Here is a 12,452-nt window from a genome sequence, read left to right on the forward strand (position 1 = left end):
ACGTCTCGTGCAACTGTTTGAGCCACCGGCGCCGATCAGGTGGTGGGGCAGCGCGCCGCCGTGCCTTCGACGCGGCGGCCGTCCCGGCCCTCGACCGTGACCGTCACCGGGTCGCCCCCGGGGGTCGAGATCTCGGCGGCGGCGCCCGCGGTACAGATGAGCTGGGTCAGCGCGAGATCGGGCAGTGCGCCGGTGGAGGGCAGGGACAGTTCGACGGACACGCGGTCGCCCCGGGTGGTGACCTTCGCGAAGTCCGTGGCCTCGGCCGCCTGCGGGGCCTCCGTGGCAGGCGCCAGCGATGCCTCCGCGGTCGGTGTCCGCGTCGCCTCCGCCGCCGGAGGCGGGGCAGGGTCGGCCGGGGTGGCCGTCGGCCGGTCGGCCCCGGTCAGGGGCAGCAACGACTTCAGCCCAGAGGCCTGCTCCTCCGCCGTGGGCCCCTGCAGCAGTACCTCCACGGCCGAGGCCGCGCCGATCGGGGCGACGACCCTGCGGGGGACGGGCGAGAGCCTGCCGTCCGCCACGAAGTAGACCCGTAGCGTCGGCACGACCCCGCCGGCGGGACCGCCCGCCTCCACCACTCCGGTGGCCGGGATACCGCAGGAGGCGAGCCCGCACAGCGCGGGGACGGCCAGCAGCGCGGCTCGGCGCCGGGCCGCCCTCACCGGTGCTCCCCGTGGGCCGATTCGTCCCGCCGCAGCGGGAGTTCGACGGTGAACACCGCGCCGCCCTCCGGACGGTTGCCCGCCCGGACGCTGCCGCCGTGCACCCGGACGTTCTCCGCGGTGATGGCGAGACCCAGACCGCTGCCCTCGGTCCGGGTACGGGCGGTGTCCGACTTGTAGAACCGCTCGAAGACGTGCGGAAGGACGTCCTCGGGGATGCCGGGGCCGCTGTCCAGCACCTCGATGACCGCCGACCGCTCGCCGTCCGCGCGCAGGCGCAGCCGGACCGGCCGGGCGCCGTGCCGGAGCGCGTTGCCGACCAGGTTCGCCACCACGACGTCCAGCCGGCGCGGGTCGACCCGGCCGCGTACGGCGTCCGGCGGCGGCAGGTCGGCGTCCACCAGGTCCGCCCAGGCGCGGTCGGCGAGGGTGCGGCGCAGCGACTCGGCGAGGTCGATCTCGTCGAGGTGCAGCACCGCGGCGCCCGCGTCGAAACGGGAGATCTCCATCAGGTCGTCCACGAGACGGGCCAGTTTCACGGTCTCCTCGCTGATCAGCCGGACGGCGGTGGCGGTGTCCGGGTCGAGACGGGCGGCGTCCTCGTCGAGGACGTCGGTGACGGCCGCCATGGCGGCCAGCGGGGTGCGCAGTTCGTGCGAGACGTCCGCGGCGAACCGGCGGGCCCGGGCCTCCATGCCGCGCAGTTCGGCCACCGATTCCTCCAGGGCTGCCGCCGTCTCGTTGAACGTGTGGGACAGATCGGCGAGTTCGTCGGAGCCGTTGACCGCGAGCCGGGTGTCGAGCCGCCCTTCGGCGATGCTGCGGGTGGCGTGCCGCAGTGCGCGCACGGGCCGCAGCACCCCGCGCGCGGCGAGCAGCGCAAGCAGCACGGCGACGCCCAGCGCGGGCACGGTGGCCCGTTCCACGGCGGTGACCAGGGCGTCCACATAGCGCTGTTCGGTTGCCTGCGGCACTGTGAGGAAGACCTGGAGCCCGGAGGCGATCCCGCGGTTCTCGTCACCGGAGAAGGTGACCGACATGCCGACGACGAGCGAGGTGTGGTCGCCGGTATTCACCCGCTGGAAGACGGTGGCCGGGCTGGAGTCCACGGCCTCGCGCAGATCGGGCGTCAGCTCCTCGAAGGGGTCGCCGGGGCGGGACGTGGCGCTCAGGTCCTCGTAGCCGACCAGCACCCGCCAGCTTCCGGACGGCTCGGCGCGGGCCACGTCACCGGCGAAGCGCCGCAGTTCGGCCTCGGCCGGGGGAAAGGAGAGCTGCGGGGCGAGCCGGTCGACCTGGGTACGCAGCTGCTTGATCACGGTGTCCTGGCTCTGCTGGAGCACACCCGTGCGCGCCTCCCGGAAGCTCAGGGCGCCGGTGGTCGCCGCGGTGAGCGCGGCGACGAGCGCGAACGCCACCACCAGACGCGTGCGCAGCCCGCGCGGACGCGGGAACAGCCCGCGCAGGCGAGGGGCCGAGGCGCTTCTCGCGGGGAGGCTTCTCACGGGGACACGAACCGGTAGCCGAAGCCGCGCACGGTCTGGATGTAGCGCGGCTCCCGCGAGGGCTCGCCCATCTTGGCCCGCAGCCGTCGGACGCAGGCGTCCACCAGGCGCGCGTCGCCGTGGTAGCTGTGTTCCCAGACCGCTTCCAGGAGTTGCTGCCGGCTGAACACCTGGCCGGGTGCGGCGGACAGCGTCAGCAGCAGCCGCAGTTCGGACGGGGCGAGCGGGACCGGGTCGCCCCGCCAGGTGACGGCGTGCCCGGCGCGGTCGATGGCCAGCTCGCCGTAGGTGTCGATCTTCGGTATGCCGCCGTCGGCCGCCGCCACGGCCGTCGCCCGGCGCAGGACGGCCCGGATACGCGCCTCGAGGACCCGGGCCCGCACGGGCTTGACGACGTAGTCGTCGGCTCCGGCCTCCAGCCCTACGACGATGTCCACGTCGTCCCCGCGCGCGGTCGCCATGAGGATCGGCAGCGTCTGGTCCAGGGCGCGCATCGCGCGGCACACGTCCAGTCCCGGCATGCCGGGCAGCATCAGGTCGAGCACCACGACGTCCGGCCGGAAGGACCGCAGCCGCTCCAGTCCCTCCTCCCCCGTCTCGACGGCGGCGACGTCGTGCCCCTGGCGGCGCAGGGCGAGGGCGACTCCTTCACGGACGGCGCGGTCGTCTTCGATCAGCAGAACTCGTGGCATGGGCTCAGTATCCGCAGGCCCGCGCACGGTTGGGCTCCTGTTACCGGATGATCACACAAGCCTTCCGACCTATCTTCGTAATCTTTCCGTTATCATTCGCGCTATGTTCGATCACATGACCCTCGCAATCTGAACGACCATGACCGCGCACTCCACACCTCCGTCCCGCAGCCGCCGCAGGGGCCGCGGACCCACACACTCCACGAGCCGCCGCGGCCACAAGGGCCCGCTGTTAGCGGGCCTGTCCGCGCTGGCGCTGCTCGGGGTGGCCGGACTCGCCTCGGTGGAATGGACGTCGGCGAAGCGCGGAGGTACGGCGGCCGAGGCCGGCTCCGGACCGGCGACCGAGCCCGCGCCCGACTCCCCGTCCACCACCGCCCCGGCCAGGCCCCTCACCCCGTCGGACCCGTCCTCCCCGACCGGCTCGCCCTCCCCCACCCTGCCTCCCTCTCCCACCGCACGGCCGAAGATCCCCGCCACCGGCCCCGGCACCTTCACCGTCGCCCCCGGCTCGGGCCCCAAGACGGGGAAGGGCACGGCCCTGCGCTACCGGGTCGACGTCGAGGACGGCATCGACCTGTCCGCCCCGGACGTCGCCCGGCAGGTGGAGAACGTCCTGGCCGACCGGCGCGGCTGGACGGCGGACGGCCGCTCCGCCTTCCGGAGGGTGTCGAGCGGGCCCACCGACTTCGTCGTGAAGGTCGCCACCGCCGGGACCGTGGACAAGATCTGCGGGCAGTACGGCCTGGACACCGGCGGCGAGGTCAACTGCAACGTCGCCAAGAACGTCATGGTCAACCTCAAGCGCTGGCTCCTGGCGACTCCCGTCTACGCCAAGGACGTCAAGGCCTACCGGGCCCTCATCGTCAACCACGAGGTCGGTCACTTCCTCGGCCACGGCCATGTCGGCTGCCCCGGCCCCGGCAAGCCGGCCCCCGCGATGATGCAGCAGATCAAGGGCATGCGCGGCTGCGCGCCCAATGTCTGGCCCTACGACGAGCAGGGCCGCTACCTCACGGGACCCGCCGTGCCATGAACGGAGCCGGACCGGCGACGCCGTCAGCGCTGATAGCGCGCCAGCACCAAGTTGCCGTCCTCCTCCAGCCGTTCGCGCAGTGCGCCGAGTCCGATGGCTCCGCTGTAGTACTCCTGGAGGGCCGGGGTCGCCACCTTGTCCTTCCACTCGGGGTAGCCCCGCACCGTCTGCGCGGGTGCAGGGCGCAGGTGCTCGGCGAGGGCGGTGCCGGTGGCCCAGCCGTGCTCGGACGTGCGCAGGGCCGGATCGCTCAGAGCCTGGCGGCCCGTGGGCAGCATCCAGTCGCCGAGGGCGAGGCGGACCATGTTGGGCGGTCTGAGGAGGAAGTCGATGAAGGCGGCGGCCTCCTTCTTGTGCGGGCAGTCCTCGGCGACGGAGAGGGTCTGCGGGCTGACGCCCTGGGTGAGCCCTCCGGCGCCTGCGGGGGCGGGCAGCACCTGCCAGTCGAAGCCCTTCGGCGCCTGCTGCACGATCTGCTGACGGTAGGAGAAGCCGAGCGGGACCATCGCGTATCTGCCGCCGAAGAAGCCGGGCAGGGTGTCGGAGCCGCCGCTGCCCAGGGTCGTGGGCGAGGCGCTGCCGTCGGTGCCGGCCTGGGCGTGGATGGTGCGCGGCACCACCTGGTCGGCCTCCCCGAACCGGACCGTCACCTTGCCGTTCGCCCCGCGGTGGAAGAGCTGTCCGCCTGTTGAGAGGGAGAGGTTGAGCGTGGCCGAGACGGGCTCCTTCAGGGGCCAGGCGATGCCGTACTTCCCCCGGCCGCTGAGGCGTTCGGTGATCCGGCGGAACTCGGCCCAGCTCCATGGCTTCTCCGGGGTCGGGATCCGCACCCCGGACTGCCGGAGCCACTTGGCGTTGGCGATCAGCACGCGCGGTTCCTGGAGGAACGGCACGCCGTAGACGCCGTCCCCGAAGGTGGTCGTCTCCCAACTGCGCCGCGGGATGTCCGACTTCAGCCGCGCGGGCAGCAGGTCGGTGAGATCGGCCAGGTAGCCGCCGTAGGCGAAGTCCGCCAGGTCGTCGGAGGCGTCATGGATGATGTCGGGTGCCTCGCCGCCCTCGAAGGCGGTGAGGAGCTGGTCGTGGACGCTGTCCCAGGAGCCCTGGACGTACTCGACGCGGATGTCCGGGTGGGTGGCGTTCCACTCCTTCACCAGCGCCTTGTTGGCCTCGACGGACTCCTCCTGCCAGGCCAGGGACTGGAAGCGCAGGGTGATCCGGCCGTCGTCGCGGGTGCCGCCGGAGGAGCAGCCGGCGAGGAGCAGCAGCAGGACCAGGGCCAGGGCCGGCAGACGGGCGCGCATCAGCTCTTCACCGCCCCGGTGAGCATGCCGCCCGTGATCCGCCGCTGGATGATCGCGAAGACCACCAGCGAGGGCAGCGTCGCGAGGAACGCGGCGGCCGCGAGCGGGCCGAGGTCGGCGACGCCCTCGGCCCCGATGAAGTGGGTGAGCACCACCGGCAGGGTCTGCTTCTCCGGTGTCTTGAGCAGCACCAGCGCGAAGAAGAACTCGTTCCACGCGGTGATGAACGCGAACAGGCCCGTCGCCACGATGCCCGGCGCGAGCAGCGGTGCCGTCACCGACACCAGCGTCCGCACCCGCCCGGCCCCGTCGACAGCGGCGGCCTCCTCCAACTCGGGCGGCACCGCCCGCACATACCCGGCGAGCATCCACAGCGCGAAGGGCAGCGCCCACACCACGTACACCAGCACCAGCCCCGGCACGGAGTTGATCATTCGGAGGTTCTTCAGCACGAGGAACAGCGGGATGATCAGCAGCACGAACGGGAACGCCTGGCTGACCACCACCCAGCCCGTCACCGCCTTCGCCAGCCGGGTGCGCCGCCGGGCGACGACATAGGCCATCGGCGTCGCGATCAGCACGGCGACGACCGCCGCCGCGAGCGCCGCGACGAGGGAGTTGAGGGCGGCGTGCAGCAGCGGCTGTTCGTCGAAGGCCTGCCGGAAGTTGTCGAGGGTGGGGTCCTTCGGGATCCACGTCGGATGCAGACTGCCCAGTTCGCGCGGCGGCTTGAACGCCGTGGAGAGCAGCCAGAGGAACGGGAAGGCGAGGAAGACGAGGTAGGCGAGCAGCGCGGTGTACTGGCCGACGCGGGCCGGTGCGGAGGTCCTCACGCGTCGTCACCTCCCCTGAGGCGGCCGACGAGGAAGACGGCCAGGGCGATCGAGATCACGGCCACCATCACGCAGCCCATCGCCGCCGCGTAGCCGAACTGCCCGTAGCGGAAGGCCTCTTCGTAGGCGAAGAGCATGGGCAGCCGGGTCCGGCCGCCGGGGCCGCCGTTGGTGAGTACGTAGACCAGGGCGAAGGAGTTGAAGTTCCAGATCAGGTTGAGCGCGGTGATGGCGAGGGCGATGGGTCTGAGGGCGGGCCAGGTCACCGTGCGGAAGCGGCGCCAGGCACCCGCCCCGTCGACCGCCGCCGCCTCGTGCAGTTCGCGCGGGGTGTTCTGCAGCCCGGCGAGCAGCGCCACCGTCGTCTGGGGCATGCCCGCCCAGACGCCGACGAGGATCACGGCGGGCAGTGCGGTCGCCAGCCCGCTGAGCCAGTCGCGGCCGCCGCCCAGGCCGATGTCGCGCAGGGTCTCGTTGAGGATGCCCGCGTCCGGGTTGTAGACGAGCCGCCACATGATGCCTACGACGACCTCGGGCATGGCCCAGGGGATGATCGCCAGGGCGCGGGCCAGCCAGCGCAGCCGCAGCTCCTGATTGAGCAGCAGGGCGAGGCCCAGCGCGAGCAGGAACTGCGGCACGGTCACCCCGACCGCCCACACCAGCCCGATGCGGAACGACTCCCAGAACAGCGTGTCGTGCAGCAGGTCCCGGAAGTTGAGGCCGCCGATCCACTGCGTGGGCTCGGTACGGCCCGACTGGGCGTCGGTGAAGGCCAGCAGAATCCCGTACAGCAGCGGGCCGACGCTGAGGACGAGGATGGGGATCAGGGCGGGCAGCACCAGGAACCAGGCGCCGTGGTCCACGACCCGGCGGGGCCGGGCCCGGCCCGGTGCCGGATCGGCCGGCTTCCTCACCTCGGTCACCGAGGTCACGGCATCAGCCCCTTCGCACGGCTCGGGCGGGCCAGGTCATGGTCGTGAAGGCGGCCTGCCTCGTCAAGGCACCGCGCACACGGTCCCACCTGTGCGAATGGGACACTGGCGGGCGGATGGCCAGAACGCGACGGTGACGTACGAGGACCGGGACCACGGAGGCGGACGATGGACGAGGCACGGGCGCGGGACGTCCTGGCATCGGCGGGCGCGGTGGGCGGCGCGGCCCGCGAGGCGCGGCTGCTGGCGCTGGGCGAGAACGCGGTGTTCGCCGCCGGCGACCTGGTCGTCAAGGTCGGCCGCGACGCCGAACTCCTGGACCGGGCGCGCCGCGAGCTGGACATCGCGGTCTGGCTCGCCGAGGCGGGCGTGCCCGCGGTGCGCGCGGCCGAGCCGAAGGCGCTGCTGGTCGAGGGGCACCCGGTGACGGTGTGGCACCGGCTGCCCGATGCCGTACGGCCCGCCGAGCCGAGGGATCTGGCCGAACTGCTCCGGGTCGTGCACGCCACGCCTCTTCCTCCTTTCGCACTGCCGGCCCGCGATCTGCTGGGCGGTGTGGAACGCTGGCTGCGGCTCGCGGGCGAGGCGATCGCCCCCGCGGACGCGGCGTATCTGCGCGAGCGGCGGGACGGCTTCGCCGCGCGGGCCGCCGCGCTGACGCCCCATCTGCCGCCCGGGCCGATCCACGGCGACGCGCTGCCCCGCAATGTGCATGTCGGCCCTGACGGACCGGTTCTGGTCGACCTGGAGACGGTCTCCGCCGACCTGCGCGAGCACGATCTGGTGGTGATGGCGCTGTCCCACGACCGGTACGGCCTCACGGACGAGGCGTACGCGTCCTTCACCGAGACCTACGGCTGGGACGTGCGGGAGTGGGACGGGTGCTCGGTGCTGCGCGGCGCCCGGGAGACGGCCAGTTGTGCGTGGGTGGCCCAGCACGCGCCGAGCAACCCCAAGGCACTGGCCGAGTTCGAGCGGCGGGTGGCGTCGCTGCGGGAGGGCGACGAGACGGTGCGGTGGTATCCGTTCTGAGGGCCGGAGCCCTCGGCTCAGACCCTCCCTCGGCTCAGACCCGCTCGTCGGCCGGCTCCCGCAGCGGCCACGCCCCGTCCACCACGGCCGTCGCGTCGCCCTTGCCGCGCAGGAAACTCTGGAAGTCCGCCGCCCACTGCGCGTACCACTCGATCTGGCGGTGGTGCAGGTCCGCCGGGCCCAGGCTCGCGATCTTGGGGTGGCGGTCGGCTATCGCGCAGGCCAGCCGGGCCGCCGCCAGGGCGTCGGCCGTGGCGTCGTGGGCGGAGTCGAGGACCACGCCGTACTCCGAGCAGACCGCCGCGAGGTTGCGTTTGCCCCGGCGGTAGCGGTCGACCCAGCGGTCGATGGTGTACGGGTCGATGACCGGGGCGGGGTCCACGCCGCCCAGGCGGTCACGCAGGGACGGCAGTCCGTACCGCCGCAGTTCGGCGGAGAGCAGGGTCAGGTCGAAGGCCGCGTTGTAGGCGACGACCGGCACGCCCGTCTTCCAGTAGGAGGTGAGGACGTCGGCGAGGGCGTCCGCCACCTGGTCGGCCGGCCGGCCCTCGGCCGCCGCGCGTTCATTGCTGACGCCGTGCACCGCGACCGCTTCCTCGGGGATCGGAACCCCCGGGTCGGCCAGCCACTCGCGGCGCCCCATCGGCTCCCCGCCCCTGACCTCGATCACGGCCCCCGTGACGATGCGCGCCTCGCGCGGATCGGTGCCCGTCGTCTCCAGGTCGAAGCCGATCAGCAGCTCCCGGTGCCAGCCCATGGGCGGTCCCCCTTCTTGTGGTGCGTCCCCCGGTGGTGTCCCCCAGTGGTCTCCACCCTCGCACGCACCACTGACAATCCGAGGAGCGCGGTCCGCGGGGCACCGTTCACGACACCGGCCGCGAATCCGCCCACATCACCTCGAACTCCTCGCGGTAGGTGGGAAAGAGGCCGCTTTCGTCGATCTCGCCCGACTTGACCACCTTGCTGCCGTTGCGCAGCACGAGCACCGGTGCCTCCATGCCGCGTGTCCGGCGCAGATAGTTCTGCACGACCGCGATGCCGTCCGCACCGTCGCCGTCGACCAGATACGCCGTGAAGCGGGGCGTCTCGTCGAAGACCTGGATCTCGAAGGCACCCGGGTCGCGCAGCCGGGCGCGCACCCGGCGCATGTGCAGGATGTTCATCTCGACGGCCCGGCTGAGCTCGCCGCGCTTGATGCCCAGTTCGCGCTCGCGCCGCTTGACCGCGCTGGAGGCCGGGTTGAGGAACAGCAGCCGTACCCGGCAGCCCGACTCGGCCAGCCGCACCAGCCGGCGGCCGGAGAAGTTCTGCACGAGCAGGTTGAGGCCTATGCCGATGGCGTCGAGGCGGCGGGCGCCGCCGAAGATGTCCTCGGCCGGGAACTGGCGCATCAGCCGCACCCGGTCCGGGTGGACGGCGACCACGTCGGCGTACCGGTCGCCGACCAGGTCCTCGACGGCGTCGACGGGCAGCCGGCGAGCCGACGGCACGTCACCGTCGGCGCCGAGCATCTCCAGCAGCCGGGCCGAGGCCCGCTCGGCCTGGTTCAGGACGGCCTCGGACAGGGCCCGGTTGCGGGAGACGACGTTCCGGGTGACCTCCAGCTCGTCCAGGGCGAGCTCGACGTCGCGGCGGTCGTCGAAGTAGGGCTCGAAGCAGGGCCAGTGCTGCACCATCAGCTCGCGCAGCTGCGGCAGGGTGAGGAAGGACAGCACGTTGTCGTCGGCCGGGTCGAGCAGATAGCCCTTGCGGCGGCTGACCTCACGTACGGCGACGGCGCGCTGCACCCATTCCTGCCCGGCGGGTCCGGCGGCGGCCACCACCCAGTCGTCGCCGTGGACGGGCTCGTAGATGGGCCGCAGGACGGCGGCGACGACCGAGCGCAGCCGCTGTTCGACGAGGTTCAGCCAGATGTAGGCACGGCCGGCCCGCTGGGCGCGGGTGCGTACCTCGCGCCAGGCGTCGGTGTCCCAGTCCAGTTCCGGGCCGATCGAGCCCGTCGCGTCCATCGGCCGCGCCAGGGACACCGCACCGGTCGGGACGTCTGTGGAGTTCCCCTCGTGACCCTCGTCACCAGGGGGCAGCTCCAGCCCTCCCGAGCCCACCCGCGCACCGCCTTCCGCTCCCCCGAGCCTCCCGAGGGGCCTGGCCCCACCCAACGATCAAGGAAGGGTACTCCGGGAGCGGTCGGCGGTGCAGCCGGATGGGCAGGGTCGTTCTCAACTGCGCGGTCGCCAGTGCCCGTTCTGCCAGCCGAGCTCGGCCGGAGTGAGCGGATTCATAGCCGTGACGTCGCGCGGGGCGATGGAGAATCCCTGCCAGTGGACGGGCATGGGCTGCTGGTCCTCGTCCCGGGCTATGTGGTGGAAGCCGATGTTCGTCCAGACCACCGGGTGCTTGAGGGCCTGGCCGTTGACCCACTTGTCGACGGAGGTGCCGGCTCCGGCTCCGCAGGCGCCGGGGTTGTGGCTGGCGAACAGCTCGCACTTGTTGTACTCGGTGAAGTACACGTCGTGCTTGGTGTAGCTGCGGCCCGGGTACTTGGTCGTCGGGCCGGGGACGATCTCGTACGAGCGCGGGTGCCCGTCCTTGTTCTTGCCGGTCGCGCTGACGACGCGCCACCAGCGGTAGTTCTTGCTGTCCCCGGCGAGTTCCTTGGTGACCTTGGTGCGGGTCGTCTTGGTGCTCGGGGCGCGCTGGCCGGCGGCCGGGGCGGTGACGGTCGAGTCGTACTGCTCGATCTTGTTGGCGGTGGAGCCGTCGAGGGCGAAGTCGAGCCGCCAGAAGGCGTTGTGGCTGTGGCTGGTGGCCTTGGCGGCGTTCGCGCCCTTGCCGATCGGCCAGCCGCGGCCGTCCCCGGCGTCGTAGTCCTCCCACGACAGGCTGCCGGTGGCGCCGACGTTCATGGTGATCGTGCCGTCGTCCTGGAAGCGCCACTCGGTCATGTACTCGTACCAGCCGACCTGGTTGACGGTGTAGACGAGCAGGTCCTTGCCCTGGGCCTGGTAGACCTTGTTCGCGGTGTCGCCCTGCATGCGGTAGGCGTGGCCGCGGGAACGGGTGGTGGTGCACAGGCCCTTGACGTTCGGGTCCTCGTTCCAGGACTCCGGGACCTTGACCGTCTTGATGGTGCCGCCGGGACACTCACTGGGCGCCAGGCTCATCAGGCCCTGGGCGAAGTCGAACCCGGTCAGGTCGTCGTACTCGACGTTCCCGTCGTCGTACGGGACGTGGATCTGGCCGAGCCGGGCGCTGTTGAGGACCTTGATCGGCTTGGGCTCGCCCTTGGGCTGGTAGGAGATGTTCTCCAGGACGAGGCCGGCCTTGCCGTCGTAGCGCCAGCACATCCGCCAGGTGGTGCCGGTGGAGAGCTTCTGCTCGACGCGGTAGTCGGCGCTGCACTCGGCGGCCGGTGCCGCGGGGGCGGCCTGCGGCCGGGCGGTGGCGGGTCCCGCGCCGGCCGTGACACCGGCGGCGAGCGTGGCCACGGTCAGGCCCACGGCCGCCCGGGTGCGGACCTTGCTGTGTCTGTTCACAGACATGACGAGATGACTCCCTGAAGTGGAGAGTGAGAGCGAGGCGAGCGGGTCAGTGGTCGAGCCGGGCGGCCTTGCGGGCGCTCAGGTCGATCACGATCGACCTCGCGTCGACCCACGGGCCGTTCTTGATCTTCGGGAACAGCCGGACGCAGCGGTGCTCGCCGCAGCGGTCGAGCACGGCGGGCTGGGCTCCCGGCGCGGCCCGGTAGACGGCGCCGCTGAGCTGGAGCTGGTCCGCGGAGGTGAGCTCCTTGCCGGTGGCGTCCCGGTAGTCGGCCTTCAGGCCCGCGCCCAGCGGGTCGGCGATCAGCAGCTTCGCCGCCTCGGCCTTCTCGTCGCGACTCAGGGGCGGCTGGACGCCGCGCTGGGTGCCGGTCTGCACCACCTTGCCGGTGGAGAGGTCGACGGTCCTGGTGACGAGGGTGTCGTCCCGGTAGTCGTAGAACGTCACGTCGGCGCGCCGCGGCGCGTTCGGGTCGCCGACCTCGTCGGCCTCCGGTTCGGCGAGGTCGACGCCGAGCCGCTGCGGGCCGCGCTCCCCGTCGACGCCCTCGCTGCTCTGGAGCAGCTGCCGGTTCAGCGCGATCTTCGCGACCCGCTCCGTCTCGTCGTCGGTCAGCGGGTCGCGGCCCGCGCCCTTCTCCCCTTCGGCGGGCGCCTCCTCCACCACGCCCGGCGGCACGGCCCGGCCGGCGTCGGCCTCCTGCCGCAGGGTCTGCCCCGCCTGCCCCGCCCTGGTCGCCGTGTCGTCGGCCCCCGCCGTGCCCGGCAGGGTGATCCCCACCATCACCGCGGTCCCGGCCACGGCGATGGCCGTACCGGCCACCACCTTGCCTAAGTGACGGTGCACTATCTTGCGCACATCATCCCCTTACTCCCCCCATCAGCCCCGGGAGTACATCCTTGCCCCATTTATT

The 12,452-nt window shown here is 72.3% G+C and carries 12 protein-coding genes; 2 read left to right on the plus strand and 10 right to left on the minus strand.

What is annotated here, in order from left to right:
* Window positions 1-35: 35 nt before the first annotated feature.
* The 3 genes from KJK29_RS06930 to KJK29_RS06940 form a co-directional block, all read right to left on the minus strand.
* Entirely contained in the window at window positions 36-662 is a 627-nt protein-coding gene (locus KJK29_RS06930; protein ID WP_215117824.1) for a hypothetical protein, read from the minus strand.
* The gene (locus KJK29_RS06935) at window positions 659-2,083 is read right to left on the minus strand and encodes a sensor histidine kinase (RefSeq protein WP_215124187.1); all 1,425 of its coding nucleotides are present in this window, start codon (window positions 2,081-2,083) and stop codon (window positions 659-661) included. The genes KJK29_RS06930 and KJK29_RS06935 overlap by 4 nt, the downstream gene beginning before the upstream one ends.
* Window positions 2,084-2,163: 80 nt before the next feature.
* Entirely contained in the window at window positions 2,164-2,859 is a 696-nt protein-coding gene (locus tag KJK29_RS06940; protein ID WP_215117825.1) for a response regulator transcription factor, read from the minus strand.
* Between the two features lie 139 nt (window positions 2,860-2,998).
* Here KJK29_RS06940 and KJK29_RS06945 point away from each other — a divergent pair, with 139 nt between their 5' ends.
* Complete coding sequence (locus KJK29_RS06945) at window positions 2,999-3,895, plus strand: DUF3152 domain-containing protein (RefSeq protein ID WP_215117826.1); 897 nt, start codon at window positions 2,999-3,001, stop codon at window positions 3,893-3,895.
* Between the two features lie 23 nt (window positions 3,896-3,918).
* Here KJK29_RS06945 and KJK29_RS06950 read toward each other — a convergent pair whose 3' ends face one another.
* From KJK29_RS06950 to KJK29_RS06960, 3 genes are read right to left on the minus strand one after another with little or no spacing between them, the layout of a single operon-like run.
* Complete coding sequence (locus KJK29_RS06950) at window positions 3,919-5,199, minus strand: ABC transporter substrate-binding protein (protein WP_215117827.1); 1,281 nt, start codon at window positions 5,197-5,199, stop codon at window positions 3,919-3,921.
* The gene (locus KJK29_RS06955; RefSeq protein WP_215117828.1) at window positions 5,199-6,032 is read right to left on the minus strand and encodes a carbohydrate ABC transporter permease; all 834 of its coding nucleotides are present in this window, start codon (window positions 6,030-6,032) and stop codon (window positions 5,199-5,201) included. Before KJK29_RS06955 ends, KJK29_RS06950 begins: the two co-directional genes overlap by 1 nt.
* Window positions 6,029-6,964, minus strand: a complete 936-nt coding sequence (locus tag KJK29_RS06960; protein ID WP_215117829.1) for a carbohydrate ABC transporter permease — start codon at window positions 6,962-6,964, stop codon at window positions 6,029-6,031. Before KJK29_RS06960 ends, KJK29_RS06955 begins: the two co-directional genes overlap by 4 nt.
* A gap of 168 nt (window positions 6,965-7,132) precedes the next feature.
* On the opposite strand from KJK29_RS06960, the gene KJK29_RS06965 reads away from it, so the two are divergent.
* Entirely contained in the window at window positions 7,133-7,996 is an 864-nt protein-coding gene (locus KJK29_RS06965; protein ID WP_215117830.1) for a phosphotransferase enzyme family protein, read from the plus strand.
* A 34-nt stretch (window positions 7,997-8,030) separates the two neighbouring features.
* Here KJK29_RS06965 and KJK29_RS06970 read toward each other — a convergent pair whose 3' ends face one another.
* From KJK29_RS06970 to KJK29_RS06985, 4 genes are all read right to left on the minus strand, one after another.
* Entirely contained in the window at window positions 8,031-8,753 is a 723-nt protein-coding gene (locus KJK29_RS06970) for a 3'-5' exonuclease (protein WP_215117831.1), read from the minus strand.
* Window positions 8,754-8,859: 106 nt separating this feature from the next.
* Window positions 8,860-10,101 (minus strand): SAV2148 family HEPN domain-containing protein, encoded by a 1,242-nt coding sequence (locus KJK29_RS06975; protein ID WP_215117832.1) that lies wholly within the window; start codon window positions 10,099-10,101, stop codon window positions 8,860-8,862.
* Window positions 10,102-10,215: 114 nt separating this feature from the next.
* Window positions 10,216-11,538: a copper amine oxidase gene (locus KJK29_RS06980; RefSeq protein WP_215117833.1), complete on the minus strand. Its 1,323-nt coding sequence runs from the start codon at window positions 11,536-11,538 to the stop codon at window positions 10,216-10,218.
* 46 nt (window positions 11,539-11,584) lie between these two features.
* Complete coding sequence (locus KJK29_RS06985) at window positions 11,585-12,397, minus strand: Tat pathway signal sequence domain protein (RefSeq protein ID WP_215117834.1); 813 nt, start codon at window positions 12,395-12,397, stop codon at window positions 11,585-11,587.
* Window positions 12,398-12,452: the final 55 nt, after the last annotated feature.

This window comes from Streptomyces koelreuteriae (genome assembly GCF_018604545.1).
Lineage (GTDB): Bacteria > Actinomycetota > Actinomycetes > Streptomycetales > Streptomycetaceae > Streptomyces > Streptomyces koelreuteriae.